Below are 26,217 nucleotides of genomic sequence, written 5' to 3'. Positions count from 1 at the left end.
TACGCGCGCTAATCCGCCCTATGTGCCTCCACGAGCGACAACCAGCGCTGTCTGTATTCATCCCAGCCGTCTATCGCCAGCGGCGCCGCCGTTGCGGCGCGCACCGCCGGCGCGTTGCCCCAATGGTGCAGCATCCAGCCGCCGCACGCGGTGCCGCTGGCATCGTCCGTGCTGCTGATCTGCTGCCGCGGACGCAGTGCCGCCAGCAACGGCGCGAACCACGGATTGCCCGTGTAGCTACCCTCGACCACCACCGCGCCGTCGGCCCCCAACTGCTCCAGACAGTAATCGCTCATCAAAACACAATACAGCGTGGCGAGCGCGTAACGCTGCCTGTTGTCCTGCGGCGCGATCCCGACGATCGCCCCGGCCCGCCCGGCGAACGGACCGCCGGCCTGCGAGTAGCAGGGCAGCGCCATCGTCCCGCGCGCGACCAGCAAGCGTAAATCCTCGACGCCGCAAACCTGCGGCTCCACCCCCGCCAACTCGCCGAACTCCCGCCCACCCATGAAGCGGATGCACGCCACCGCCTGGCCAAACGCATTGCTGTTGGCGAGCATGTCGGCCTCCTCGCGCAACCCCGCCAGCGGCTTGCCCGGCGCGGCGGCGATCACCCATGTTCCGGTGGATAGCACCGCCGGCGTATCGCCTTTTCCGCCATCCGCACGCGCAAAATGGCGCAGCAGCGATGCGTTGCTGTCGTGGATACCGCACAAGACCTTGCACTCGGGCGGCAAGCCCGTTAGCCGCGCCAGCTCCACCTTCAGCAACCCAAGCGGCGCCCACGCCGGCTGCAGCGGCGGGAACATGCCGTTCCATCCCATGCGCTCGACCAGCGATGAATACTGCTGGCGTGCCGGTTGCCACAGGTCCGTGTGGCAGCCCAGCGAAGTCACTTCGCTGGCCGCGATGCCGCTCAAACGCCAAGCCCAATATTGCGGATACATGAGGATATGGCGCGCGCGGCGGAACTCGGCGGGAAAGGCCTGCGCCTGCCACGCCAGCTGCCTGCCGAGATTGAGTCCCGCCGGCAGCTGTGGCGAGTAAGTCGCGGAGTAGGGCGGCCGCTGGCCGGCGTAGTGCGCTCCTTGCCCGGCCGGCATCTCGAACTCGTAGTCGAGCACCGGCAGCACCAGTCCCTCGTCGTCGACCAGCGCCGCCGTGGCGCCGTGCGTCACGCTGACGATGGCGCCGACATGCGCCAGCGCCGAGAACTGCCGCAGCCCTTCGAGCATCCAGTTCCAGATGCGCTCCGTGTCGTGGTGCGGGTAAGGCGCCCGATCGCGTACCGTATTCGGACTGCGGCGCTCCGCCACGACCGCGCAGTTGGCATCGATCAGCACCAGCTTGACGTTGGTTTTGCCGATATCGAGGACGATGGTGGCTTCGGTCGGCGAGGTCATTTGGCGGTCTTCCGGCCGCGCAAAAGCCGGGGCAGGGCGATGGTCGCCAGCAGCAGGATACCGACGACGATGGTCATGTAGATGCCAGGGACATTGGCCAGCGACAGGCCGTAGGTGACGGTGCCCAGTGTCAGAACCGCCAGCATTACGCCGCCGATGGTGCCGGCGCCGCCGGCGATGCTGACGCCGCCCAGGATCACCATCGTGATCACTTCCAGCTCCCAGCCCATGGCGATGTTCGGCCGCGTGCTGCCGATGCGCCCCGTCAGCAGGTAGGCCGCAAGTCCGGCCATGGCGCCGGTCAGCATGAACAGCACCAGGCGATAGCGGTCGACAGCGATGCCCGAGAAGCGCGCGGCGACCGGGTTGTTACCGATGGCGTAGATGCGGCGTCCCCACGTGGTCGCGTGCAGCACGAACGCGAACAACCCGGCGAACAGCAGCAGGATGACGAATTCGCGTGGGATGAAGCCGAAGAAGTAGCCCTGGCCCCAATCGGCCATCACCTGCGGATAGCCGGTGAAGGCCTTATCGCCCAGCACCACGCTGGCCAGGCCGCGGAACAGCGAGACGGTGCCGATGGTGACGACGATCGACGGCAGGCGGTAGCGCGTGATCATGATGCCATTGAGCCATCCGCAGGCCGCGCCCGTGGCCAGCGCGACCGGCAGCAGCAGCTCCGGCGCGACGCCGTTGGTGTGGGCGAGGCCGATCGCGACCGACGACAGCGCGAGGATGCCGGACACCGAAATGTCGATCTCGCGGCAGATGATCAGCAACGCCATGGGCAGCGCGATCAGCGCCTTTTCGCTGAAGTTGAAGGTGCCGTCGGCCAGGTTGTACAAGTCGAGGAAGTGCGGCAGCAGGATGGCGTTGGCGGCGAAGGCCGCCACCAGCAGCAGCGCAAGCAGGCTTTCCCAACGGCCCAGCAGCGCGCCCAGGCGGAAACCCGGACGGTCCGCGATGATGTAGCGGGAGGAGCTGGGCTTTTCAGGCGCTTCGGCGGAGTTGGACATCACGGTACTCGTATTCACGCAGCGCTCCCGGTTGCGTTGGATTTATTCAGGTGCAGCGGCAGGATTTGCCGGCCGATCGGCCTGCCGCCACGGGCGTTGATCAGCACCGCCGTCAGGATCACCACGCCGGTCAGCGCGCTTTGCCAGAACGGCGACACCTTCACCACCGGCAGCGCGTTGCCGATCACGGCCAGGAACAAGCCGCCGAGCACCGCGCCGGCCACGCTGCCGCTGCCGCCGGCGATGCTGATGCCGCCGATGACGCAGGCGGCGATGACGGTGAATTCAAAGCCGTAGGCGATCTCGGTGTAGGCCACCGCGTAGCGCGCCACCCACAGGTAGCCGCACAAGCCGGCCATGGCGCCGGACAGGCCGTAGGTCCACATCAAGCGGCCGGCGATCGGAATGCCGACGTAGCGCGCGGAGAACGGTTCGTTGCCGATGGCGTACAGGTCGCGGCCGAAGCGGCTGTGCTTTGCGACATACCACGCCGCCAGCACGGCAAGCGCGGCGATCCACACCAGGTGCGTGACGCCGAACAGGCGCGCCAGAGGAAAGGCGATGAAGTCGGCCGGCATCTGGTGCGACGACACCCACGCGCCGCCGGACAGCACGAACACCAGTCCTCGATAAACGCTCATTGTGCCGAGCGTGACGACGATGGGCGCCAGATCGAGATAGCCGATCAGGTAGCCGTTGATCAAACCAAGCAGCAGGCCGATCGCCACCGCCGCCAGCATCACCAGCGGCAGCGGCAGTTCCGGAAAGCGCGACGCCAGTAGCGCCGACATCATGCCCGCCAGCGCCAGGCTGGAGGCGACCGACAGATCGACGCCACGCGTGACGATGACCAGCATCTGCGTCAACGCCAGCATGATCAGCAAGGTACTGTCGGTGAGCAGGTTGGCCAGGCTCGAACCGGTGACGAACACCGGCGCCCGCGTGCCGACCAATATAATCAGTGCGACGGTGCACAGCGCAAGCTGGACTTCGCGCATTTTCAGCAACGCCTTCATACGCATTCCTCCACTGGCAGCGCGCAGCCGGAGGCCGCCGCGACGATGTTTTCCGGCGTGGCGTCCGCTCGGTTGTAGGTGTGCTCGATCCGGCCCTGGTGCATGACGACGATGCGGTCGGCCAGGCCCATGACCTCGGGCAGCTCGGACGAGACCAGGATCACGGACAGCCCCTTGCTCACCAACTCACCGATGAACCGGTGGACGGCGGCCTTGGAACCGATGTCGATGCCCTTGGTCGGCTCGTCCAGGATGATCACTTTGGGATTGGTCGCCAGCCATTTGCCCAGCACGACCTTCTGCTGATTGCCGCCGGAGAGTTCGGAGACGTTCTGCGTCAGATGCGCCGCCTTCAATTCCAGCTGCTCGGCATAGTGGCGCGCGATCGCGGTTTCCTGCGCCCGGCGTCCGCGCAGGAAAAAGCCGACCCTGGACAGGATCGGCAGCGTGATGTTTTGCATGATGGGCAGCGACAGGTGCGCGCCCTGGTGCTGACGGTCCTCCGGCACATAGGCGATACCGTGCTTGATGGCGTCGGACGCGCAGGATACGCAAATTTCCTTGCCATCGAGCCTGACGGTTCCGCGCGCGGCGCTGCTCAATCCAAATATCGCGTGCATGACTTCCGAGCGACCGGCGCCGACCAGACCATAGAAGCCGAGGATTTCCCCACGCCGCAAGGAAAAGCTGACGTCGTCGAATTCGGTCGGGTGGCACAGGTTCTTCACCTCCAGCAGCACCTCGCCGGGTGTGACATCGGCTTTCGGGTAGGCTTGCTTGACGGTGCGACCCACCATCAGCGCCACCAGATCCTGCTCGGTGACGTCGGCGATCGCTCCCTCGGCGATGAACTGGCCGTCGCGCAGCACCGTGTAGCGGTCGGCCACGGCAAAGATCTCGTCGAATTTATGCGTGATGAAGATGATCGCCGTGCCGGCCGCGCGCAGCTGGCCGATGATGCGATACAGCTCGTGGATCTCGCGTTGCGACAGCGACGCCGTCGGCTCGTCCAAAATCACCACCCGCGCATCCTGCGACAGCGCGCGCGCGATTTCGACGAAGTGGCGCTGCGCCACGCTCAAATCCTTGACGCGGGCGCGCACCGGCAGGCTAACCTCCAGCCGCGCGAACAGCTTCTCCGCCTTGGCCTCGATTTTGCTCCAGTCGATGCGGCCGGTCGCGCCCTTGCACGGCTGGCGGCCGACATAGATGTTCTCGGCCACGGTCAGCTCGTCGAACATCACCGTTTCCTGATGCACCGCCGTGACACCCGCGCGCATGGCGTCCTGCGCGTTGGCGAACCTGATCGGTTGGCCGGCAAGTTCGATCATGCCTTCGTCGGGACGGTAGATACCGGTCAGGGTTTTGACCAATGTCGATTTGCCGGCGCCATTCTCTCCGATCAGCGCCATGACTTCACCCGCGCGCACCGACAACGACACGTCGTTCAACGCGACGATGCCTGCGAAGCGCTTGCAGATCCCGGTCAGTTGCAGCACCGGGGTTGTATTGTTATCCATGGGACTCCAGCTCAGAAGATCTTGGAGAACTTGTCGACGTTCCCTTTGTCGTAGGTGAATGGCGGCGCCATCGCGCCTTCACCGTTGGCGTCCAATGCGATACTGCCCATGCGTCCGGCCGATACGCTGCCACCCGCCTTCGCGGTGGGCTGGCCTTTGACGAAGTCGTAGGCGGCGTAAGTGGCCGCGTAACCGAGATCGATCGGGTTCCAGATCGCGAACTCGCGCACGGCGCCGCTCTTGACATGGCCGGCCATCTCCGACGGCAGTCCCAGGCCGGTGACGTACACCTTGCCGACCAGGTTTTCATCGACCACCGCCTTGCTGGCGGCGTTGATGCCGACGGTGGTCGGGGCGATGATCGCCTTCAGGTTCGGATTGCTGCGCAACAGGCCGATCGCCTCGCGGTAGCTCTTGTCCGACTGGTCGTCGCCATAGACGGTGGCGACCAGCTTCATGTCGCTGAACTCCGGCTTCTGCAACGTCTTCTTCATCACGCCGATCCAGATATTCTGGTTGGTCGCCTGCGCCGACGCCGACAGGATCGCGATTTCTCCCTTACCGCCGATGGCGTCGGACGCCATCTGGATTTGCTTCAATCCGATCAGCTCCGCATTGGAGGGATTGAGCTGCATCAGGCGGCCTTCCGGCGCCAGGCCGCTGTCGAACGAGATCACCTTGATCCCGCGCGCCATGGCCTTCTTGGTGATCGGCACCAGCGCGTTCGGATCGTTGGCCGAGATGACGATGGCGTCGACCTTCTGGCTGATCAGCGAGTTGATGATTTCGATCTGGCCCTCGGCGCTCGGCGTGGTCGGGCCGGTGTAGATGATCTCCACATTTTTCAGCTCCCTGGCGGCGTCTTTGGCGCCGGTGTGGGCGGCGTCGAAGAAGCCGTTGCCCAGGCTTTTGACGACCATCGCGATGCGCATGTTCTCATTTTTCTTCTCGCCGCAGCCGGCGATGGCCGTGAGCAGGCCGGCGGCAACGGCCGCCAATACGATCTTCCTGCGCTTCAATGCGATACCTCCGATTGGTACATCGCCGCCGACTGGTAGTCGAACGGTGGATTGAACTGGCTGGCGTTGTGCTGGGCGGGGATCGCTTCCGGCTCCACGGTCACCACGCGCACGCCGGATTGCTCGAGCAGCTGCACCGCAGAATCGGAGGCGTAGGTGTCGGTGATGACGGTCGATACGCGGTTCAAGCCGCACAGGATCAGGCCCGCCTTCTTGGCGAACTTGGAGCTGTCGACCAAAACGATCAGTTCCTCCGCCTGCGAGATCAGGCGCTTCTCGGCCTGGATCAGCAGCGGATCGGCCTCCATCAGGCCGAGCAGCGACAAGCCGTAGACGCTCATGAACATCTTGGCCGCGTAATGGTGCTGGGTGATGTCGTTGTCGAAGGGGCTGAGAATGACGTTCTGCTCGCGATAGACTTTGCCGCCGGGGACAATGATCTCGTTCTCGCTCGATACCAGCAGGCGCTCGGCCATCAGGAAGGAATTGGTGAGGATCTTGAGGTGCTGGTCGACCAGGAATTCGGCCATCATGAACGTGGTGGTGCCGCCGTTGATGATGATCGTTTCGCCTTCGGTGCACATGCCGGCGGCGTGGCGCGCGATGGCGCGTTTGCGCTCGGCGTAGCACTGGATATTGTGCTGGAAGGTCTCGCTGGTGAGGGTGAAGCTGCGCTTTTTCTGCTCAAGGTTGGCGGCGCCGCCGCGGGTGCGGGTGAGCAGACTGCGGGCGGCGAGCCAGCTGATGTCGCGGCGCACGGTGGCGGGGGAGGCGCTGAGCCAGTCGACCAATTGCGGCACGCTGGCCGTATTATGTTCGGCGAGCAACTTCAGCAAACGTTTACGGCGCTTGTGATTTACCATTCCTGTCTCCTTTTATTTGGCGCTTACTACCGTCGCTGCCACGGTTTTCTGGGGGACCGATCCGGTGTGCGCCTTTATTAATTACTAAGACTAAACATTTCAAAATCGTCCGTCAATCATTAGGCGATCAAATATTTGATTGTTTCGATATCGTTTTCGCGATCCAATCACGTTTCGATCATCGATATGATTATTTCCTACTTGGTCATCAAGTTGAGCGCTTGCGCATTGACACCCATGGCGCGCTGATTTCTACTGATTACAGTTGCCCAAAGCGGCATGAAGCAATCGCGAAGCACACAATCAAACAACGGAGATCAGTAAATGAAAGTAACCCAGCAGCAAGCCCCGATCACTTCTCTGTGGGACGACCAAGCTGCGGCAGCCATGAGCGAGCCGGAGCTGTTGCTATACCGTTCGAACCTGCTCGGTTCGGACCTGCGCATCACCAATTTCGGCGGCGGCAATACCTCGGCCAAAGTGATGATGGCCGATCCGCTCAGTGGCGAGCAAGTGGAGGTGCTGTGGGTGAAAGGCTCCGGCGGCGACCTTGGCAGCATCAAGCTTGACGGCTTCTCGACGCTGTACATGGATAAGCTCAACGCCTTGAAGGGACGCTATCGCGGCCTGGCGCTGGAAGACGAGATGGTGGCCTATCTGCCGCACTGCACGTTCAACCTGAATCCGCGCGCCGCCAGCATCGACACGCCGCTGCACGCCTACATCGCCCGCAAGCACGTCGACCACATGCACCCGGACGCGGTGATCGCCATCGCCGCCTGCGCCGGCAGCCAGGCGCTGACGCAAAAAATCTTCGAGGGCGAATTGGGATGGCTGCCATGGCAGCGCCCAGGCTACGACCTTGGCCTGAAGCTTGAGCAGGTATCGAAGGCGCAGCCCAACCTGAAGGGCATCATCCTCGAAGGCCACGGCTTGTTCACCTGGGGCGACACCGCCAAGTCCTGCTACGAGACCACGCTGGCAATCATCAAGCGCGCGGAGGAGTGGCTGGCCGCGAATTCGAAGCAGCCATCGTTCGGCGGCCAGGCGATCGAGCCGCTGCCGTCCGAACAGCGCAGCGCGCTGGCGGCCAGGTTGATGCCGCTGCTGCGCGGTAAAATCAGCCGCGACGAATACAAGCTCGGTCACTTCGACGACAGCGCCGCCGTGCTGGAATTCGTCTGCAGCCGCGACCTGCAACCGCTGGCGGCGCTGGGCACCTCGTGCCCCGACCACTTCCTGCGCACCAAAATCCGTCCGTTCGTGATCGACTTCGATCCGCTCCAGCCGGACTTCGACAAGCTGGTCGCGGGCCTCGATCAGGCGCTGGAAGAATACCGCGCCGGCTACGTGGCCTACTACGAGCGCTGCAAGCACGATAACAGCCCGGCGGTGCGCGACGCCAATCCGATCATCTACCTGATTCCTGGCGTAGGCATGCTGTCGTTCGCCAAGGACAAGGCCACCGCCCGCATCGCCGGCGAATTCTATGTCAACGCGATCAATGTGATGCGCGGCGCGAACGGCGTCGACACCTATGTCGGTTTGCCGGAACAGGAAGCCTTCGACATCGAATACTGGCTGCTGGAAGAAGCGAAGCTGCAGCGCATGCCGAAGCCGAAAAGCCTGGCCGGGCGTATCGCGCTGGTCACCGGCGGCGCCGGCGGCATCGGCCAGGCGGTGGCCAGGCAGCTGCTGCAGGAGGGCGCTTGCGTGATGTTGACCGATATCGATCCGGAAGCGCTGTCGCAGGCGCACACCGATCTGGTGAAGTCGGCCGGCAAGGACAGCGTCGGCAGCATCGTCGCCAACATCACCAGCGAAGAAGCGGTGGAAAGCGTGCTGCAGGCGGCCGCGCTGCGCTTCGGCGGTGTCGATCTGCTGATCTCCAACGCCGGCATCGCCTCGTCGGCGCCGCTGGAAGACACCACCCTGGAGATCTGGCAGCGCAACCAGGACATCCTGGTCACCGGCTACTTCCTGGCCAGCCGCGCCGCCTTCCGCATCATGAAGCAGCAGGGACTGGGCGGCAGCATGGTCTTCGTCGCCAGTAAAAACGGCCTGGTCGCATCGGCCGGCGCCTCGGCCTACTGCACCGCCAAGGCGGCGGAAATCCACCTGGCGCGCTGCATCGCGCTGGAAGGCGCGCCGCACGGTATCCGCGTCAACGTCGTCAATCCGGACGCGGTCATCAAGGGCTCGCGCATCTGGGACGGCAAATGGAAGCAGGAACGCGCACAGTCGAATAAAATCGAGGCCGACGACGTCGAGAAGTTCTACCGCGACCGCAGCATGCTCAAACTGAGCGTCCTGCCGGAGGATATCGCCGAAGCCGTGTACTTCCTGGCGAGCGACAAAGCCGGCAAGAGCACTGGTAACATTCTGAACGTCGATGCAGGCAACGCTGGCGCATTCACGCGTTAAGCCTCGCTATAAAAATAACGAAGGAGACCTAATGAGCACCATCATCGACAGCGGCCGCGTGGCCGAACACAACGCCAAGCTGCGCGCCAACCTGGACGAAGACTACGCGGCTCTGGGCGGCATGCTTGCGCGCCGTGGCCAGGACATCGAAAAACTGACCGAGCAGGCGCAGAAGTTCGCCGTGGCCTTGCCAAGTTGGGGCGCAGGCACCGGCGGCACGCGCTTCGCCCGTTTTCCCGGCAAGGGGGAGCCGCGCAACGTGGTCGAAAAGCTGGAGGACTGCGCGGTGATCCACCAGCTGACCTGCGCCACGCCCGGCGTCTCGCTGCACTTCCCATGGGATAAAACCTCGGACCCGTCGGCGCTGCGCCAGCAGGCCAAGAGCCATGGCCTGTACTTCGACGCCGTCAACTCCAACACCTTCCAGGACCAGGCGGGCCAGGAGCACACCTACAAATACGGCAGCATGACGGCGCACAGCGCCGCCACGCGCGCCCAGGCGGTCGAGCACAATATCGAATGTATCGAGTTGGGCCGGGCGCTGGGATCGAAGGCGTTGACGGTGTGGGTGGGCGACGGCGCCAACTTCCCGGGCCAGCACAACCTGCGTGGCGCGCTGGAGCGGTATCTGGACAGCGCGCGCGGCATCTACGCCGCGCTGCCCGATGATTGGAACATGTTCATCGAGCATAAGCTGTTCGAGCCGGCGTTCTACGCCACGACGATCGCCGACTGGGGCACCAGCTTCGCCTGCGCACAAACGCTGGGCGAGAAGGCGAAATGCCTGGTCGACCTGGGCCACCACGCGCCGAATACCAACATCGAGATGATCGTGGCGCGGCTGGCGCAATTCGGCAAGCTCGGTGGCTTCCACTTCAACGACAGCAAATACGGCGACGACGATCTGGATTCGGGCAGCATCAATCCGTTCCAGCTGTTCCTGGTCTTTAACGAGCTGGCCGATGCGGCCGAGCGCGAAGGCGCCTCGTTCGCGCCGGCATACATGCTGGACCAGTCGCACAACGTGACCGATCCGATCGAAAGCCTGATGAACAGCGCGGTCGAAGTGCAGCGCGCTTTCGTCCAGGCGAAGCTGGTCGATCGCGCGGCCCTGCGCCAGTATCAGGAAGCCAACGACGCGCTGCAGTCGGCGCAAACGCTCAAGCACGCGTACCGCACCGATGTCAGCGCGATTCTGGCGATGGCCCGTCTGCGTTCGGGCGGCGCGATCGATCCGGTGGCGTTCTATCGGTCCAGCGGATATCGCAGCCAGGCGGCGGAGCGCCGGCCGGCGAAGGCAGGCGCCAGCAGCAGCGGTATCGTCTAAGCGGTGGCCCCGACGATCAAGGGGCCGCGCGACGAGCGCCGCCCGGCCGCTCGCGCCGCACGGGCGGTCTGTTTGTCGTTGGCGTCGGCGCTGGCCTTGCTGTGCGCCGGCTTGGCGATGGCGCAGGGCGGCGCGCCCGGACCGGTGCTGTTTGACCGGCTCGCGGATGTCGCCGCCCACCTGGCCATTCCGCCGGCGGATGCCCGTCCCATGGTGCGTTGGTGGTGGTTCGGGCCAGCCGTCGTCCAATCGGAGCTCGAGCGCGAACTGCTGGCGATGAAGGCCGGCGGTTTCGGCGGCGTCGAGATCCAGCCGGTGTATCCGATGGAGCTCGACGACCCGGCACGCGGCATACGCAACGTCCCCTACTTGTCGGCCGATTTCCTCGAATCGGTCGGTTTCGTCAATCGCAAGGCGCGCGCCGAAGGCATGCGCGTCGATATGACCTTGGCCAGCGGCTGGCCGTACGGAGCCCCAACGTTCCCGTCACGGAGTCGGCGGGGCGCTTGCGCGTCGCCGTCGCGGAAGTGGCGCCCGGCGCGGCCAGTGTCGCGCTACCGGCCATCATGAGCGGCGAGAAGCTGCTGGCCGCATTCGTCGGCGCGGGCAACGCCAAGCAGTACGACGCCGCCGCGCTGAAACTTGCCCGGCTGCCGGCGGCCGCAGGCCCGGGACGCGCGGCGGTGGCTCCGGCGGCCGACGCGCGCGTGATGGTGTTCTACATCGCCAGCCGCACGGGCCAGCAGGTCAAGCGCGCCGCGCTGGGCGCGGAAGGCTTTGTACTTGACCATCTGAGCCGCAAGGCCATCGATCATCATCTGAATACCGTCGCCGAGCCGCTGCTGAAGGCCTTTGGCGATCAGCCGCCTTACGCGGTGTTCTCGGACAGCCTGGAAGTCTACGGCACCGACTGGACCGACGACTTTCTCGAAGAGTTCCAGCGCCGGCGCGGCTATGACCTCAAGCCGTATCTGCCGGCGATCCACAGCGGCGCCGGGGCGGATGCGGGCGCGCTGCGCCACGATTGGGTACAAACGCAAACCGAATTGGTCAACGAACGCTATCTGACACCCGTCAACGATTGGGCGAAAAAGCACAAGACGCAGTTCCGCTCCCAGACCTATGGCGAGCCCGCGGTATCCATGTCGAGCAACCGCCTTGTCGCCCTGCCTGAGGGCGAAGGGCCGCAGTTCCGCACTTTTTCGTTCACCAGGCTGGCGACATCGGCCGGGCACCTGTACAACAAACCGGTGATCTCGGCGGAGACCTGGACCTGGCTGCATTCGCCGGCCTTCAGCGCCACGCCGCTGGACATGAAGGCGGAGGCCGACCGCATGCTGCTGCAAGGCGTGAACCTGTTCGTCGGCCATGGCTGGCCTTATACGCCGCCCGGGTCGCCGGAACCCGGCTACTCGTTCTATGCGGCCGCCGTCTTCAACGATCACCAGCCCTGGTGGAACGTCATGCCCGACGTGACCTCGTACCTGGGTCGCACCAGCTATCTGCTGCGCCAGGGACGGCCGGCCAACGATGTCGCCGTGCTGCTACCGAACGACGATGTCTACGCCTCGATGACGCCGGGTAAAGTGTCGCTGTCGGCCGAGATGCACAGGCACGTGACGCCGGAATTGACGGAGCAGATCCTGGACGCCGGCCATAATCTGGACTACGTGGACGCCGAATCGATCCTCGCGCTGGGTGTCAGTCATGCGGTGCTGGTGATGCCGCATGTGACACGCCTGTCGCCGGAAGTGATGGCAAGGCTGGCGGACTACGTGCGTGGCGGCGGCAAGATCATCGCCATCGGCGGTTTGCCATCGATGGCGCCCGGCTTCGCCGACGCGCGGCGGATCACGTCGCAGGTTGTCGCGGCCTCCAAGACGCTGCAAGCCAGCGCCGGCGTAACGCTGGTCGCGGACGATACGGCGGTCGGCGCGGCACTCGCCAAGGTTCTGACGCCGGACCTCAAGCTGGCGTCGCAGTCGGCCGATGTCGGTTTCATCCGCCGCAAGCTGGCCGATGGCGATATCTACTTCATCGCCAATACCAGCAACCGCGAAGTTCGCACCACGGCAAAGCTGCGCGCCACGCGCAAATCCGCGTCGTGGTGGAATCCGCACGACGGCACCGCCAGCGCGGCCAGGGTCACGCCGGCGCTGGAGCTGGTTTTGGCGCCATACGAGTCGCGCATTCTGGTTCTTGATGATGGCGACGCCATCGGCCCGGTGGCGCTGCCCAAACCGTCGACGGTGCTTGCGGAGCTGGGCCGCGATTGGCAAGTACGGTTCCCTGGAGAGAAACCGCAAGCGATGCCGCAACTGCGCTCGTGGACCGACGATCCGTCCACGCGCTTCTTTTCGGGCATCGCCGTCTACAGCAAGGATGTGGAACTCAGCGCGTCGCAAGTGAGCGGCGGCGCCATTCGTCTCGACTTCGGCAAAGGCACGCCGTTGGACACAACGCCCAAGGTCCCAGCCGGCATGCGCGCAATGCTCGATAGCCCGGTGCGCGAGGCGGCCGAAGTCTTCGTCAACGGCCGGCGCGCCGGTTCGGTATGGCATCCGCCGTATGAGCTGGACGTCACCAGCCACCTGCGCGCCGGTGTCAACAAGATCGAGGTAAGGGTGGCCAATCTGTCGCTCAACGCGCTGGCGGGGCAGGAACGTCCGGATTACCGGCTGCTCTCGGCCCGTTATGGTCAACGCTTCGTACCGCAAGATACACATTTGATCGTCCCCACGGCGTCCGGCATGCTGGGCCCGGTGCGGCTGCTGACGCAACCCAAATAATGAGAACCACGATGATGATAACGAAGTGGATGCACCTCGCCGTGACGGCCATCCTTGCCCTTGGCATGGCCACGGCCGGCGCAAAAACCTACGACGCAGGCAGCTACGGCGCCAAGGGCGACGGCGTCACCCTCAACACCAAAGCGATTCAGGCGGCCATCGACGCCGCCGCCAACGATGGCGGGACGGTGGTGCTCAGTCCCGGCACCTACCTGAGCGGATCGATCTTCGTCAAGACCGGCGTCACGCTGCGGCTCGACAAGGGCGTAACCATCCTCGGTTCGCAGCGGATCGAGGATTATCCCATTATGCCGACCCGGATCGCGGGCATCGAAATGAGCTGGCCGGCGGCGCTGATCAACGTCTACGAGCAAAAGAACGCCGCGATCACCGGCCAGGGAACCATCGATGGCGACGGCAAGATCTTTTGGGACAGCTACTGGACCCTGCGTAAATCCTACGAGCCTCGCGGATTGCGCTGGGCCTCCGACTACGATGCCCGGCGTCCGCGCCTGATCCAGGTATTCAACTCGTCGCAGGTGAAGGTCGGCGGAGGCCTGCTGTTGCGCCGTTCTGGTTTCTGGACGCTGCACATCTGCTACTCGACCGATATCACCGTCGATGGTGTCGTCATCCGCAACAACGAGGGTGGACGCGGGCCGTCGACCGACGGTATCGATATCGATTCATCGAAAAAGGTCCTGGTGCAGAACGCCGATATCGCCGTCAACGACGACGCCCTGTGCCTGAAGGCGGGCCGCGATTCGGACGGCCAGCGCGTCGCCCGCCCGACAGAGGACGTCATCATCCGCGATTCCATCGTGCGCGACGGCGCCGCCGGCGTGACGTTCGGCAGCGAGACGGCTGGCGGCTTCCGCAACATCGAGGCCTACAACATCACGGTGCTGGATAAAGTCCCCGTCGGCATCCTGTTCAAATCGGCGCATACGCGGGGCGGTTTCGGCGAGAACCTGCGTCTGCACGATTTCACGATGAAGGGCACGCCCGTCGTCATCCGCATCACGATGAACTGGAATCCCAGCTACAGCTACGCCGAGATCCCGCAAGAGATCAAGGACTATCCGGCGTATTGGAAGGTTCTGGCCACGCCGGTGCCGAGGGAGAAGGGCATCGCGCACTTCCACGACGTCCGTATCTGGAATATCAAGGCGATTGGAGCGACCACCGCGTTCGAGGTCGATGGCTACAAGGAAGTGCCGCTGGACCGCTTCAGCCTCGCCAATCTGGACATCGAGGCGGAGAAGGGCGGCCATATCTACGACGCCAGGTCTTGGGAGTTCATCGATGCGAAATTGCGCCTGAAAGAGCCGGTCGCCATCGAGGACGCCGAGACGGTGCGCGGCCTGCCGGCGGGCAGCGTGGTCGTCAAGCCGGCGCCGCCCAGGGAAGATCCATCGAAGAAGAGTTTCGAAGAACAGGACAAGACTTGATGAAGACATCCTATTTGCTGCTGGCGGCGTTGGGCATTGTCAGCGGCTGCGCCACCACCAACACGCAGCGGTATCCGCTGCCGACGCCGGCCATGCAGGCCATCGTCGACAAGGACACCAGCCGCCATTTCGGCGACGCACCAGCCGACGCCGGGCCGCTGGCCACCGACCTGTCGCCAGCCTTGCGTTCGGGCGACATCGACAAGGCGCTGCGCAAGGTGGCGGACTGGCAGCTGGCGCGCACCTTGCCGCATCTGGACCGGATCTGGACCTCCAGTGTGCTGTTCAGCGGCTTCATGGCCGCTTCGGAAGCGACCGGCGACCCGAAATACCGCGACGCCATGCTGGCGATGGCCAACCAGTTCGAATGGAAGCTGAGCACGCCGTATCCCAACGCGGACGATATCAGCGTGGCGCAGACTTATCTGGAACTGCACGAGCGCGATCCGTCGTCTGCGCGCCTCGGCCCGACCAGAACCGAGCTCGATATCCTGATCGACCTCAAAACGCTCAAGCCCGGCGACGACCGCCTGCCGTGGTGGTGGTGCGATGCGCTGTTCATGGCGCCTCCGGTGTGGGTGAAGATGTACAAGGCCACCGGCGAGCGAAAATACCTCGACTATGTCCACGAGCAGTGGCGCAAGACTTACGATCTGCTGTACGACAAGGAAGATCATTTGTACGCGCGCGATGCCAGCTACATCGCCAAGCGCGAGCCGAACGGCAAAAAGATCTTCTGGTCGCGCGGCGAAGGCTGGGTGCTTAGTGGCTTGGCGCGCACGCTCGACTATATCCCCGACAACGATCCGCAAAAGCCGTTCTACGTGCGGCAGTTGCGCGACATGTCGGCCCGCATCGCCGGCCTGCAGGGCAAGGACGGCCTGTGGCACGCCGCGCTGCTCGATCCGGACAGCTATCCGCTGCCGGAGATCTCCGGTTCGGCGCTGTTCGTGTACGGCATGGCCTATGGCGTCAACAAGGGTTATCTGGACGCCAGAGTCTACCGCCCCGTGATCGAACGGGCGTGGGCCGGCATCCTCAAACATGTCTACGCGGACGGCCGACTTGGCGGCATCCAGCAGACCGGCGCGGAACCGGCGTTTTACCTGCCCGCGTCCAGCTACAACTACGGCGTTGGAGGCTACCTGCTGGCGGCCGCCGAACTGAAAAAGATGGCCGATGGAGGCAAACCATGATCACCCGCGCATTCCGCATGAAACTCAAACCGGGCACGGTGGACGAATACAAGCGCCGCCACGATGAGCTGTGGCCGGACCTTGCGGCGGCGTTGAAGGAGGCCGGCATCCACGACTACTCCATCTTCCTCGACGAGGAAACGCTGCACCTGTTCGCGGTCCTGAAGCTGGCGCCGGACAACAAGGTAGAGGCGTTGCCGGGTCAGCCCGTGATGAAGCGCTGGTGGGACCATATGGCGGACCTGATGGAGGTGGAGCCGGGCAACCGGCCCCGCGAGTGGCCGCTGCGGCCGATGTTCTATTTCGCCTGAGTGAGCAGGCCGCGATCGCGCATCCACTCTTCCGCACGGCGCGGCCACAGCGAAGAAGTGCCCAAGCCATCGCGCATGCCCATGCCGTGGCCACCGTGCTCGAACAGGTACATTTCCGCCGGCACCCCGGCCTTGGTCAGCGCCTGGTAAAACAGGATGCTGTTCTCGACAGGGACTGCTTGATCTTCCTGCGTGTGGATCAACAGCGTCGGCGGGGTGGCGGCAGTGACCTGTTTTTCCAGCGACAGCAACTTGAGCGATTCGGCCGATGGCGCCGCGCCCAGCAACGCTGCGCGCGAGCCCGCGTGGACGGCCGGCTCCTGCATCGAGATGACTGGATACATCAGCATCAGGAAATCAGGTCGGGCGCTGACCGCGTCCATGGCGGCGCCCGTGCGGCCGGCGGGATTGTCGAACAGCGTGCCGGCGCTTGCCGCCAGGTGGCCACCGGCAGAACTGCCCATGACGCCTATGCGTGCCGGATTGATGTTGAATTCGGCGGCGCGTGAGCGCAGCATGCGGACCGCGCGCAGCACGTCCTGCAGCGGGGCGGGGTGGCCGTACTCCTGCATGCGATACTTGAGGACAAAGCTGGTCACGCCCAGGGTGCTGAGCCAGTTGGCGTATTGATCGCCTTCGCGCGCGGTGGACATGCGCACGTAGCCGCCGCCGGGGCAGATGATGACGGCGGTGCCGTTCGGCCGGTCGACGGCGGGAGCGACCATGGTCAGCGTCGCCTCGCTGACGTTGGAGTTGTAGCCGCCACCGACCTTCTCGGGGCCGATGTCGGTTTTAAGTCCCGGCACGCCCTCGGGCCAAAGCCGGATGACGTTGGGGGCGGCGCCCGCGAGGCTGGCGCTGACGCCGAGGATCAGGGAAATCAAGGGTTTTTTCATAGCGAAGAGAGTATCAGATGATGAATCGGATGGCATGCGCCACCTTGCTGTTTTTTTCCACCCACACGGCTGGCGCGGTGGATTTGTTCAACGGCCGCGATTTCGGCGGGTGGGAGTTGAAGACGTCGCCGGCCGCCGGCGTCGACAGCGTGTTCCGCATGCTGCCGGGCGGTGTGGTCGCTTCGACCGGGCAGCCGTCCGGCTTTCTGGCTACGCGGGATATCTACCGCAACTACAAGCTGCACGTCGAGTGGCGTTGGAGCGGGAAGCCGGGCAATGGCGGCATCCTGCTGCATATCAGCGACGGTCCGATGGATCGCGTGTGGCCGCTCAGTCTTCAGGTTCAGACCAAGCGCGGGAATGCCGGCGATTTGCTGCCGATGGCCGGGGCTAGTTTTGCGGAGCCGTTGACGTCCGCTCATGGCGCCGAGCCGCGCATCAAAGGGCACACGGCGCCGGACAGCGAGCTCGCCGCCGGGGAGTGGAACGTCTGCGATATCGTTAGCCGCGACGGCAAGGTTGATGTCACGATTAATGGCGTTGTTCAAAATAGCGTGACCCGAAGCGAGCCGGCTTCGGGGCGTATCGGTTTTCAGCTTGAAGGGGCGCCGTATGAGTTGCGCCGCGTGGCGCTGGTGGAGCTGGATTGAGCTGGCGTCAGCGTTTGAGCCACGCCTCCGGCACCGGCACGATGCAAATGTTCATGCTGCGCCCATCCTCCGATAACATGGCCGATTGAATCTGTATGCGCGTGCCGTCGGCGTTGAACGTCGGGTGCGGATGGTCGGCCGCCGTGGTTTTGTGGCCGGTGGTGAGCATGATCATCTCGCGCGTTTTGCGGTCGATCAGGTAGACGCTGCGACTGAAATCATCGCCCACCGCCCAACGGCCGTCCGACGATCCATGCACGTGCCATAATCCGCTGCCGGACGGCGTCTGTCCGGCGATCGTCATCTCGCGGGTGCGCAGGTTGACGATCGCCAGGCCGCTCGGTTTCTCGCGGGTGCCGGTGATGCCCCAGCCCTCGTCCTGGCCGGGATTCGCTCCCTGCACACCGGTCGCCGGCGCGCCAACGCCGCCGCCGCCCTCGGCGATGGGCCGGTGCCCCATGATCGCCATCGCCACTTCATCCTTCGATATCACCGCTTCATGGGTCACCCACTCATACGGCGCTTCGGGATAGAGCGGGCGCAGGCCGGTGCCGTCGGCCTTGATCGTCCAGGTGCGTTGCGGCGACTTTCCGCCGGTCTCCCAGCAGAAGACGATCTCGCCGGGGTTCCACAGGTTCGCCTGGATATGACCGATCTGGAAAGGCACGGATACCACATGTTTGACCTCCCCGGTGCGCACATTCATGCGCGATATCCCGTTCGGACCGGCACCCATGCCTCGCGGGCCGAACGCCTTCTCGATCTTCACGCCAGGCGCCAGGTGTTTTGCGGCCTCGGTCGGGCCGGTGCGGAAGTAGGCCCATTCCTCGTCGGCGTCCAGCGCCATGTCGCCGCCGGCCTCCAGCTCCGGCGCGGTGGTGCCGCAGATGCGCTGATAGGCGTCGGCGGATTTAAGCTTGCCAGCCTTGCTGTCCGCCAGCAGCGCCGCCAGATCCACCTCGACGAACTGCATGCGTTTGGCGTCGGCGTCCTTGCGCATAAAGTAGAGCTTCATCGATTTGCGCGCTAGGTTCAACATGCCGACGTAGCCGCCCTCCGTGACCTGTACCAGGTCGCCGGTGTCCTCGTTGACGGCCATGGCCTCGCCCTTGACCCGCGCGGAGCGGAACACCAGCCACTTGCCGTCGGAGGTCCATTGCGGATGCGTCGGATAGATCTTGGAGTCGCCATTCGGTGTACTGGTCAGGAAGGTCAGCATGGTGCCGGTGACCGGGTCCTTGACCACCTTGCGCTCGGACGGAAACCGCTTGCCGATCTGCGCATGCGCGCTACTGGAGAGGATCAGGGCCGCGCACATCAGGATCTTGGTAATCATCGATAGCTCAAAACAGGTTGAAAGGTTACGATTGTCTGCTCATACCGACATGGACATTGCTCATTTTTCTGATTCTTTAAGCTCAAAGTACAAGCCTCGAAAATCCTCGCATAGAATTGGCGCCATGAACAGATACCTTGCCTTCGTCGCTAACTTGTGCTGCGCCGCAGCAGTCGCGGCTTCCTCGGCGGCCGCGCAGACACCTTCGCCGGCTATCAACACCGATCCGCGCAACGCGCAGGTGGTGCTGCCGGAACCGGCCAATCCAAACCTGCCTTCGCTGATACTGATCGGCGATTCGACTGTCCGCAACGGCAAGGACGACGGCCAGGGAAAAGGCGCGGCCGGCCAATGGGGCTGGGGAAATCCGCTCGCCACGATGTTCGACCCGGCCAGGATCAATGTGGTCAACCGCGCCATCGGTGGCCTGAGCAGCCGCACCTACCTGACCACCAGGCACTGGCAGCGCAGCCTCGCACTAATCAAGGCGGGCGACGTGGTGCTCATCCAGTTCGGCCATAACGATGGCGGTCCGGTCAACGACAACGTTCGCGCGCGCGGCACCATCAAGGGCACCGGCGACGAGACCGAGGAAATCGACAACCTGATGACCGGCGAGCGCGAAGTGGTGCACAGCTACGGCTGGTATCTGCGCGTCTTTGTCGCCGACATCAAGGCGCGCGGCGCCACCGCCGTCATCTGCTCGCCGATCCCGCGCAAAAGCTGGGGTGGCGACGGGAGGATCCGGCGCAGCCAGAACGAATACGCCGGCTGGGCCGAACAGGTGGCGCGCCAGCAAAAGGTGGGCTTTATCGACCTGAATGGCATCGTCGCCCGCCAGTACGACACGATGGGCCGCGACGAGGTGATGAAGATGTTCCCGCTGGTGACGCCGGACGAGCAGACCCATACCAACCTGGCCGGCGCCGAGTTGAACGCCCGCGCGGTGGTCGCCGGCCTCAAAGCGTTGCGCACGCCTGTCGTCATGACGGCGCTGAACGCGGCCGGCCTGGCCGTTCCCGCCGCCGAAGATGACCGTCCGGTGGTCGACGCCGGCAAGGTCGCCGGCGATAAGCCGCGCGATCCGTCGCTGCCTAGTCTATTCCTGGTGGGCGATTCGACCGTTAAAAGCGGCGGAGCGAATGGCGCGATCGGCTGGGGCGAGCGCATTACGCCGCACTTCGACACCAATAAGATCAATGTCGTCAACCACGCGATCGGTGGCCGCAGCAGCCGCACCTTCTTTACCGAGGGGCGCTGGGACAAGGTGTTGGCGCAGTTGAAGGCCGGGGACTTCGTCGCCATTCAATTCGGCCACAACGACGGCGCCCGCATCGGCGATCCCGCCGGTAAAAATCGCGGATCGGCGCCGGGCACCGGGGCGGAGACGGTCGAGGACACGCGGCCGGATGGCAGCAAGGAACAGGTGCACACCTTCGGCTGGTACATGGCGCGCTATGTCGCCGACGCCAAAGCCAAGGGCGCCACCGTGATCCTGTTCTCGCCGGTGCCGCACCGCGACGTGTGGGAGCAGGGCCGCGATTTCGCAAGCTATGCGCAATGGGACGAGGAAGTGGCGCGCCAGGGCGGCGCGCTGTTTGCGGACCTGACGATGGTCGTCAGCGACGCTTACCGCAAGGCCGGCGCCGGCGCCGTCGACAGCTACTTTTCCGACGCCCGCACGCACACCAACGAAGCCGGCGCGCAGTTCAACGCCGCACGCGTCGTTGACGCTTTCAACAGCTTGCCAGGCAATCCGCTGGCGGCGTATTTAAAACACTAACAACAACGAGACACATCATATGAAAGTTAAGCTTTTGCTCAAGAAAACCGCCGTCGCCGCCATGCTGCTGCCGTTGGCGTGCCAGGCCTGGGCCGAGACCAAGCCAGCCAACGATATGACGGCGCCGCTGCACCTGATGAAGGCCGACTATCCCACGCCGTACGGCAATCCGTCGATCGACGACGTGAACAAGGTGCTGGACCGCGTGTTTACATATCTGGATGGCGCCACGCCTGCGCAGGCGATCAACGCCAAAACCAAAAAAGAGCTCACCGATTTCAGTAAGATGGATGACGACACGGTTCTGGCGCCGGGCGATTTTCGCCTGACCAGCTACGAATGGGGCGTGACATACGCCGGCATGCTGGCGGCCGGCGGCGCCACGGGCGACAAGCGATACAAGGAGTACGTGAACAAGCGTTTGACGCTGCTGGCCAACCTCGCCCCGGCCACGCTAACGCGCATGAAGTCCAACCCCCAGAGTAAATCGCCGGTGCGCGGCATGCTCGAGCCGCATGCGCTGGACGACATCGGCGCGGTATGCGCGGCCATCGTCAAGGCGAAGCAGGAAGGTTTGCAGGCGGACGTGAAACCGCTGCTGGACAGCTGCATCACCTTCATCCGCACCAAGGAGCATCGTCTGAAGGACGGGACACTTGGCCGCGTGCGCCCGCAGGTCGATACACTTTGGCTGGACGATCTGTTCATGGCGGTGCCGGCGCTGGCGCAGCTGGGCAAGTTGACGGGGGACGCGAGTTACTACGACGACGCGGTCAAACAGGTGGAGCAGTTCTCCAAGCGGATGTTCAATGAGCAGAAGGGCATCTACATGCACGGCTGGGTGCAGGGGATGGAGGCGCATCCGGAATTCCATTGGGCGCGTGCGAACGGCTGGGCGGTGATGACGCTGGTGGAGCTGCTCGATGTGCTTCCGAAGAGCCATTCGGGTTATCCGATGGTGTTGAAACAGCTGCGCGCGCATGTCAAGGGGTTGGCGGCGTATCAGGATGGCACAGGCCTGTGGCATCAGCTGTTGGACCGCAACGATACGTATCTGGAGACGTCGGCGACGGCGATTTATGCGTATTCGATGGCGCGGGCGATCAACAAGGGATATATCGACAAGATGGCGTATGCGCCGGCTGTCATGCTGGCCTGGAACGCGGTGGCGACCAAGGTGAATGCGAAGGGGCAGGTGGAAGGGGTTTGTGTCGGGACGGGGATGGGCTTCGATCCGGCGTTCTATGCTTATCGTCCGGTGAATGTGTATGCGGCGCATGGATATGGGCCGGTGCTGCTGGCCGGGGCCGAGGTGATCACGATGCTGAAGACGAACAAGTTCGAGATCAACGATAGCTCGTTGCAGTTGTTGGTGAAGTAAGCCGGACGATGTGAGCCGCCGGTTGGCCGACGGCTCGTAGATGCTATTGCAACTTGCCCAGCACTTCCTCAGGCACGGCGATCACCGTGCCGTGGCGCAGCCGCAGCGGCGTGCCTTCGTCGGGGAACCGCATCTTGTCCGTGACGTCCTCCCAGTGCACCATGTCGCGCGAGCGCATGGCGCCATAGTGCTTGGTGGTGTAGGCGTCGTAGTAAAGGACGACGTCCTGGCCGATCTGCAGCGCCGTCGGGCCTTCCACCCACAGTCCCGGCGGGGTAATCGGCGCGCTCAGTTTGCCGAACGGTCCGCGCAAGTCCGGTGCCGACGCGATCTGCAGATACTTCTTCGGCGGATTGCGCGTTTCATCCTTGACCATCAGGTAGCTTTTGCCGTTGGCGCGCACGAAGCTGGCGTCGATCACGCTGAAGCCGGGATCGTAGTACAGCTTCGTCGGCGCGTAGGTGACGAAGTCGCGCGTCGTCGTGAAGTACATGCGGTGGTTGTATTTTTCCTCCGACGACCCGTCGGTGGCGGCAAAGCGGCCAGGTATCGTCGACGCCCAGAAGATCAGGAATTCGCCGCGCTTGTCGTCGTAGACGATCTCCGGCGCCCACGCGTTCAGCGAGCCCGGTTCATGCGCCATCACCGGCACCTGTTGTTGCGGCGACCAGTTGACCAGGTCCTTCGACGACGCATAGCCGATGTTATTCTCGTTCCAGCCCGAAGTCCACACCATGTGATAGGTGCCGTCCGGCCCGCGCATGATGCACGGATCGCGCATCAATTTGGCGTTGCCGACCCCGGGCGCCAGGAAGCTGCGTCCGCCCCCCAGCTTGCCCCATTTGTAGCCGTCGGCGCTGCCGGCGAAATGCAGGCCGTCCTCACCGTTGCCGGTGAAATAGGCGAAGACGTAGGCGTCGGCCGCCTGCGACGCGAAACTGGCCAGCGCCAGCGTGAAGCCAACGGCCAGTTGCCGCGTGATGTACATGCTATTGGTTCGCCTCGTCGCCCAGCGGGCGTTCATTGGTAAAGGTGGGGCTGGCCGGAACCTGAAACAAGGCCACGGGATCGGGACGGGATGGATCGAAATGGCCGTATCCTCCCGCGATAAACGCGGCGGCGGGCAGGCCGCTCGCGCGCATGCCGGTCAGCACGGCCTGCGCCAGCTCGTAAGCGCCATAGTTGTTGTGGTGCGTGTTGTCGATACGGCCCGGTTCCGGTTCGGCGAAGGCTTTCTTCGACAACTCCGGACCCAGCGCTTCGTAAAACGGTTTGCTCATCGCGTTGAGGTCGATGAAGGCCACGCCCAGCTCTTTCGCCGATTCGCGCGCGGCGTCGGCATAGTCCCGCAACGACGGCACGACCTTGCCGCCCGCGTCGAAATGACGCCGCTCCATCGACGACACGATGACCGGAACGCCGCCGTGCGCGCGGATGGCGTCGACGTGGCTGCGGATCTCGCCTTTGTAGGTGGTGAAAGGGCCGCCCTTGTTTTCCTTGATCTGCTTCTGGTCGTTGTGGCCGAACTGCATCAGGACCGTGTCGCCCGGCCGCATGGCGCTAACCACCTTGTCCAGCCGGCGGCGCGCCAGCGAATCGCGGTAGGTCTCGCCGGATTCGGCATGGTTGGCGACCGCGATGCCCGGCTTGAAAAAGCGCGGCAGCATTTGTCCCCAGCTGCTGTATGGCTCGCCGGGCTGGTCGCAGACGGTGGAGTCGCCCAGCAGGAACAATGTCGGTGTTCCGACCGGGACGATCTCGATCGCGCTGATGGCGGGCTTGCCGCCGTTGATCTCCAATGTCAGGCGCCTGTCCCAGTTCCAGGCCTCCTGCACGGTCTCTCGCGGCGCCTTCAGCTTGACGCTGCCGGCGGCGATGCCGTCGCGGGCAGCAATGCGGGGCGTGCGGACGTTGACCGTAAAGGTGCGTTTGAGCGTGGCGCCCGGCGCGGTTGTCACGTTTTCCAGCATCAGCCGGCGCAGTTCGGACTTGACCGTGGTAGTCGACGCCGCGTTGCCGCCGCCGAAGGTGATGGTGACGTTGTAGTTCCCTTCGGGCAGATCGACCGAAAAGAAGTAGGGCTTGTCGGCGGCGAGGTGGCCGGAACCTTCGGTGACATTGCGCACCAGGGCGCCCGGTTCGAAACCGAAGCCGCGCTTCTCGTCGTAGTCCATCCCCGGCTGCACGGCGGTATAGCCCGCGGGCGGGTTGCCGCCGCCGAAAGCCAACCGCCAGGTGTCGGCGCTGGTGGCAGATTGGGCATGGCCGCATGCGGCCGACGCCAGAATAGAAAACCCTGCCAGCAGCGTCGCCGAGGAGAGGCGGCTTGCCACCGGCAGGGAAGGAGTGCACGGTTTAAACAGCATTGCTTATCTGATTATTTGCTGGCGCCCAGCGTGACGCTGACCGGCGCGCGCACGCGTGCGGCATGCGCCGACACGTACTTCTTCCAGTCTTCGCTGGTGGCGAAGTCGCCGCCGCGGGTCCAGCCGGAGCCCACGTAGTAGCGCAGCGGCTGGCCGGAGACGACCTTGGCCAGCATCAGCTGATTGAGCTTGTCCTCGGCGTAGCCTTTCTCTTCGGCGGTCGGCACGATGATGGCGGTGCCGAAGGCGCCGTTCGATTTCTGCTCGACCCACTGCAGCATCGCGCGGTCCGCCGGCACGGTCGACGGCGTGATAACGGCTTCCTGGCCTTTGTCGGCCGGCGTTTTGTTCAAGCCGACGGCGGCGGTCAGTTGTTGCGGACCGGTGAATGTGAATGTGCTTTCGATCTGGTCGAAGTAGTGGCCCGCGTCGACCGTGAAGCGCTTGACTTCGGAAACCTTGGTGCCGGCGGCGTCCCACGCGTCGTAGTTCAATTCGAAGATGGCGCGCACCGGGCCGTTGGCGATGACTTTCCACTTGGCGTAGTTTAAGCTCGTGAACAGGGTGCCTCCGTCCCAAATGCCGGTACCGCCCGCGCCGCGCGATTTGCCGACGTTGTACATGTCCATGCCTTCGCCTTCGTCATGGTGATAATGGTCGTGGCCCTTGTTATACCAGCGGTCGACGATCGGATAGGCGACGCGCTTGTGCCAGATATCCATGCCGCTGGTGACCAGCACTTCCTTGCCGCTGCCTTCGGGCGCCGGCGCGGCCAGCGCGGGGCCGTAGGTGCGGTGCGCGACCTTGTCGTTCTCCCACGCGAAATCGTCCAGGCGTTCCTGGATGTAGCGGGCCGAGACCTTGCTCGGGAAGGGCGGCGCCATCGCTTCGATTTTCTCGACGGTGAAGGTGGCTTTCTTTTCGCCGGCGGCGAAGTTGTGCTGGAAAATCAGGTCGCCATACGCGATGCCGACGTTCTTCGGGTCCTTGGCCTGCGGGGCCACATTGGTCACCTGGTACGGCAGCACCCGGCCGGCGGCGTCTTTCACTTCGATATGCTGTAACAGCGCGCCTGGCAGCACGCGATTGACTTCGGTCCACGGGATGGCGATCGTCTCCGAAGGACGCGCCGCATCCAGGTTGTGCGTGACGGTGACGGTCAGACGGTCGGCGGCGAAGCCCGCGCCGGCGGCGGCCAGTGCGGCAGGTACGAACAGGATGTGGCGAAGGTTCATGTATTTACCAGTGTGAGTGACGACGTTATAAAAGCGGGTTTCCTAGACTTTACCGCAACTTGCAAATCCGGCAAAGCACGAATGAAACCGTCCCGCCAACCGCCGCCATCCCCAGCTTGTTTTGGATTTTTCGTTGGGGTGAGTATCGATACTGCGCTGGCCGGTGTCAACGGCCGACGCGATCTAATCAAATTTATGACTGAAGCTAGTAAGAGTTCCTAAGCCAAATTTCGTT

The 26,217-nt window shown here is 64.0% G+C and carries 21 protein-coding genes; 10 read left to right on the top strand and 11 right to left on the bottom strand.

All coding sequences use genetic code 11. From position 1 onward, the window contains the following. Nucleotides 1-8: 8 nt before the first annotated feature. Genes BMX85_RS13615 through BMX85_RS13590 form a run of 6 tightly spaced genes read right to left on the bottom strand, consistent with a single transcriptional unit; the run spans nucleotide 9 to nucleotide 6,837 of the window. The gene (locus BMX85_RS13615) at nucleotides 9-1,403 is read right to left on the bottom strand and encodes an FGGY-family carbohydrate kinase (RefSeq protein WP_090318716.1); all 1,395 of its coding nucleotides are present in this window, start codon (nucleotides 1,401-1,403) and stop codon (nucleotides 9-11) included. Continuing rightward, nucleotides 1,400-2,419 carry an ABC transporter permease gene (locus BMX85_RS13610; RefSeq protein ID WP_090320028.1) on the bottom strand — a complete coding sequence of 340 codons (1,020 nt, stop codon included), beginning with the start codon at nucleotides 2,417-2,419 and terminating at the stop codon, nucleotides 1,400-1,402. Before BMX85_RS13610 ends, BMX85_RS13615 begins: the two co-directional genes overlap by 4 nt. Before the next feature lie 14 nt (nucleotides 2,420-2,433). Beyond that, nucleotides 2,434-3,435 carry an ABC transporter permease gene (locus BMX85_RS13605; protein WP_090318713.1) on the bottom strand — a complete coding sequence of 334 codons (1,002 nt, stop codon included), beginning with the start codon at nucleotides 3,433-3,435 and terminating at the stop codon, nucleotides 2,434-2,436. After that, a complete protein-coding gene (locus BMX85_RS13600; RefSeq protein ID WP_090318711.1) occupies nucleotides 3,432-4,955 on the bottom strand; it encodes a sugar ABC transporter ATP-binding protein in 1,524 nt (507 codons plus the stop codon). The genes BMX85_RS13605 and BMX85_RS13600 overlap by 4 nt, the downstream gene beginning before the upstream one ends. Nucleotides 4,956-4,966: 11 nt before the next feature. Continuing rightward, the gene (gene rhaS, locus BMX85_RS13595; protein WP_177196779.1) at nucleotides 4,967-5,980 is read right to left on the bottom strand and encodes a rhamnose ABC transporter substrate-binding protein; all 1,014 of its coding nucleotides are present in this window, start codon (nucleotides 5,978-5,980) and stop codon (nucleotides 4,967-4,969) included. Beyond that, on the bottom strand, nucleotides 5,971-6,837 hold the full coding sequence (locus BMX85_RS13590) for a DeoR/GlpR family DNA-binding transcription regulator (protein WP_090318706.1): 867 nt from the start codon (nucleotides 6,835-6,837) through the stop codon (nucleotides 5,971-5,973). Before BMX85_RS13590 ends, rhaS begins: the two co-directional genes overlap by 10 nt. A 324-nt stretch (nucleotides 6,838-7,161) precedes the next feature. Here BMX85_RS13590 and BMX85_RS13585 point away from each other — a divergent pair, with 324 nt between their 5' ends. Genes BMX85_RS13585 through BMX85_RS13560 form a run of 7 tightly spaced genes read left to right on the top strand, consistent with a single transcriptional unit; the run spans nucleotide 7,162 to nucleotide 16,335 of the window. Further along, nucleotides 7,162-9,261, top strand: coding sequence for a bifunctional rhamnulose-1-phosphate aldolase/short-chain dehydrogenase (locus BMX85_RS13585; protein ID WP_090318703.1), 2,100 nt, complete (start codon nucleotides 7,162-7,164; stop codon nucleotides 9,259-9,261). A gap of 31 nt (nucleotides 9,262-9,292) precedes the next feature. Beyond that, nucleotides 9,293-10,588 (top strand): L-rhamnose catabolism isomerase, encoded by a 1,296-nt coding sequence (gene rhaI, locus BMX85_RS13580; protein WP_090318700.1) that lies wholly within the window; start codon nucleotides 9,293-9,295, stop codon nucleotides 10,586-10,588. Between the two features lie 3 nt (nucleotides 10,589-10,591). Further along, nucleotides 10,592-11,158 carry a glycosyl hydrolase gene (locus BMX85_RS30770; RefSeq protein ID WP_218147334.1) on the top strand — a complete coding sequence of 189 codons (567 nt, stop codon included), beginning with the start codon at nucleotides 10,592-10,594 and terminating at the stop codon, nucleotides 11,156-11,158. Continuing rightward, complete coding sequence (locus BMX85_RS13575; RefSeq protein WP_218147333.1) at nucleotides 11,095-13,377, top strand: glycosyl hydrolase; 2,283 nt, start codon at nucleotides 11,095-11,097, stop codon at nucleotides 13,375-13,377. The genes BMX85_RS30770 and BMX85_RS13575 overlap by 64 nt, the downstream gene beginning before the upstream one ends. A gap of 11 nt (nucleotides 13,378-13,388) precedes the next feature. Next, entirely contained in the window at nucleotides 13,389-14,828 is a 1,440-nt protein-coding gene (locus tag BMX85_RS13570; protein WP_090320025.1) for a glycoside hydrolase family 28 protein, read from the top strand. After that, a complete protein-coding gene (locus BMX85_RS13565; protein ID WP_090318698.1) occupies nucleotides 14,828-16,024 on the top strand; it encodes a glycoside hydrolase family 88/105 protein in 1,197 nt (398 codons plus the stop codon). Before BMX85_RS13570 ends, BMX85_RS13565 begins: the two co-directional genes overlap by 1 nt. Further along, nucleotides 16,021-16,335 carry an L-rhamnose mutarotase gene (locus BMX85_RS13560; protein WP_090318694.1) on the top strand — a complete coding sequence of 105 codons (315 nt, stop codon included), beginning with the start codon at nucleotides 16,021-16,023 and terminating at the stop codon, nucleotides 16,333-16,335. The genes BMX85_RS13565 and BMX85_RS13560 overlap by 4 nt, the downstream gene beginning before the upstream one ends. On the opposite strand, the gene BMX85_RS13555 is transcribed toward BMX85_RS13560, so the two are convergent. Next, entirely contained in the window at nucleotides 16,323-17,219 is an 897-nt protein-coding gene (locus tag BMX85_RS13555; protein WP_229210442.1) for an alpha/beta hydrolase, read from the bottom strand. The two genes, BMX85_RS13560 and BMX85_RS13555, sit on opposite strands and share 13 nt — an antisense overlap. Before the next feature lie 29 nt (nucleotides 17,220-17,248). On the opposite strand from BMX85_RS13555, the gene BMX85_RS13550 reads away from it, so the two are divergent. Then, nucleotides 17,249-17,881 carry a 3-keto-disaccharide hydrolase gene (locus tag BMX85_RS13550; protein WP_090318688.1) on the top strand — a complete coding sequence of 211 codons (633 nt, stop codon included), beginning with the start codon at nucleotides 17,249-17,251 and terminating at the stop codon, nucleotides 17,879-17,881. 7 nt (nucleotides 17,882-17,888) lie between these two features. Here BMX85_RS13550 and BMX85_RS13545 read toward each other — a convergent pair whose 3' ends face one another. Next, complete coding sequence (locus BMX85_RS13545) at nucleotides 17,889-19,217, bottom strand: TolB family protein (RefSeq protein WP_090318685.1); 1,329 nt, start codon at nucleotides 19,215-19,217, stop codon at nucleotides 17,889-17,891. Between the two features lie 124 nt (nucleotides 19,218-19,341). Here BMX85_RS13545 and BMX85_RS13540 point away from each other — a divergent pair, with 124 nt between their 5' ends. Both BMX85_RS13540 and BMX85_RS13535 read left to right on the top strand, forming a co-directional pair. Further along, nucleotides 19,342-21,000, top strand: coding sequence for a rhamnogalacturonan acetylesterase (locus BMX85_RS13540; protein WP_090318681.1), 1,659 nt, complete (start codon nucleotides 19,342-19,344; stop codon nucleotides 20,998-21,000). A gap of 19 nt (nucleotides 21,001-21,019) precedes the next feature. Next, the gene (locus BMX85_RS13535; RefSeq protein WP_090318678.1) at nucleotides 21,020-22,381 is read left to right on the top strand and encodes a glycoside hydrolase family 88/105 protein; all 1,362 of its coding nucleotides are present in this window, start codon (nucleotides 21,020-21,022) and stop codon (nucleotides 22,379-22,381) included. Between the two features lie 43 nt (nucleotides 22,382-22,424). Here the strand turns inward: BMX85_RS13535 and BMX85_RS13530 are convergent, their stop codons facing one another. The 3 genes from BMX85_RS13530 to BMX85_RS13520 are packed head-to-tail and all read right to left on the bottom strand — an operon-like array spanning nucleotide 22,425 to nucleotide 25,982. Beyond that, nucleotides 22,425-23,369: a glycoside hydrolase family 43 protein gene (locus tag BMX85_RS13530; RefSeq protein ID WP_177196747.1), complete on the bottom strand. Its 945-nt coding sequence runs from the start codon at nucleotides 23,367-23,369 to the stop codon at nucleotides 22,425-22,427. Between the two features lies 1 nt (nucleotide 23,370). Next, nucleotides 23,371-24,747, bottom strand: coding sequence for a rhamnogalacturonan acetylesterase (locus BMX85_RS13525; RefSeq protein WP_229210441.1), 1,377 nt, complete (start codon nucleotides 24,745-24,747; stop codon nucleotides 23,371-23,373). A gap of 11 nt (nucleotides 24,748-24,758) precedes the next feature. Then, nucleotides 24,759-25,982 carry a DUF4861 family protein gene (locus BMX85_RS13520; protein ID WP_090318669.1) on the bottom strand — a complete coding sequence of 408 codons (1,224 nt, stop codon included), beginning with the start codon at nucleotides 25,980-25,982 and terminating at the stop codon, nucleotides 24,759-24,761. Between the last annotated feature and the right edge of the window lie 235 nt (nucleotides 25,983-26,217).

It is taken from the genome of Duganella sp. CF517 (assembly GCF_900110275.1).
Lineage (GTDB): Bacteria > Pseudomonadota > Gammaproteobacteria > Burkholderiales > Burkholderiaceae_D > Rugamonas.
This window is presented reverse-complemented; position numbering and strand designations above follow the sequence as displayed.

What these genes read in the sequence shown, in the direction of transcription:
- BMX85_RS13615 (WP_090318716.1), bottom strand. Translation starts at nt 1,403, where the DNA reads ATGACCTCGCCGACCGAAGCCACCATCGTCCTCGATATCGGCAAAACC.
- BMX85_RS13610 (WP_090320028.1), bottom strand. Translation starts at nt 2,419, where the DNA reads ATGTCCAACTCCGCCGAAGCGCCTGAAAAGCCCAGCTCCTCCCGCTAC.
- BMX85_RS13605 (WP_090318713.1), bottom strand. Translation starts at nt 3,435, where the DNA reads ATGAAGGCGTTGCTGAAAATGCGCGAAGTCCAGCTTGCGCTGTGCACC.
- BMX85_RS13600 (WP_090318711.1), bottom strand. Translation starts at nt 4,955, where the DNA reads ATGGATAACAATACAACCCCGGTGCTGCAACTGACCGGGATCTGCAAG.
- BMX85_RS13590 (WP_090318706.1), bottom strand. Translation starts at nt 6,837, where the DNA reads ATGGTAAATCACAAGCGCCGTAAACGTTTGCTGAAGTTGCTCGCCGAA.
- BMX85_RS13585 (WP_090318703.1), top strand. Translation starts at nt 7,162, where the DNA reads ATGAAAGTAACCCAGCAGCAAGCCCCGATCACTTCTCTGTGGGACGAC.
- rhaI (WP_090318700.1), top strand. Translation starts at nt 9,293, where the DNA reads ATGAGCACCATCATCGACAGCGGCCGCGTGGCCGAACACAACGCCAAG.
- BMX85_RS13570 (WP_090320025.1), top strand. Translation starts at nt 13,389, where the DNA reads ATGATGATAACGAAGTGGATGCACCTCGCCGTGACGGCCATCCTTGCC.
- BMX85_RS13565 (WP_090318698.1), top strand. Translation starts at nt 14,828, where the DNA reads ATGAAGACATCCTATTTGCTGCTGGCGGCGTTGGGCATTGTCAGCGGC.
- BMX85_RS13560 (WP_090318694.1), top strand. Translation starts at nt 16,021, where the DNA reads ATGATCACCCGCGCATTCCGCATGAAACTCAAACCGGGCACGGTGGAC.
- BMX85_RS13550 (WP_090318688.1), top strand. Translation starts at nt 17,249, where the DNA reads ATGATGAATCGGATGGCATGCGCCACCTTGCTGTTTTTTTCCACCCAC.
- BMX85_RS13545 (WP_090318685.1), bottom strand. Translation starts at nt 19,217, where the DNA reads ATGATTACCAAGATCCTGATGTGCGCGGCCCTGATCCTCTCCAGTAGC.
- BMX85_RS13540 (WP_090318681.1), top strand. Translation starts at nt 19,342, where the DNA reads ATGAACAGATACCTTGCCTTCGTCGCTAACTTGTGCTGCGCCGCAGCA.
- BMX85_RS13535 (WP_090318678.1), top strand. Translation starts at nt 21,020, where the DNA reads ATGAAAGTTAAGCTTTTGCTCAAGAAAACCGCCGTCGCCGCCATGCTG.
- BMX85_RS13530 (WP_177196747.1), bottom strand. Translation starts at nt 23,369, where the DNA reads ATGTACATCACGCGGCAACTGGCCGTTGGCTTCACGCTGGCGCTGGCC.
- BMX85_RS13525 (WP_229210441.1), bottom strand. Translation starts at nt 24,747, where the DNA reads ATGCTGTTTAAACCGTGCACTCCTTCCCTGCCGGTGGCAAGCCGCCTC.
- BMX85_RS13520 (WP_090318669.1), bottom strand. Translation starts at nt 25,982, where the DNA reads ATGAACCTTCGCCACATCCTGTTCGTACCTGCCGCACTGGCCGCCGCC.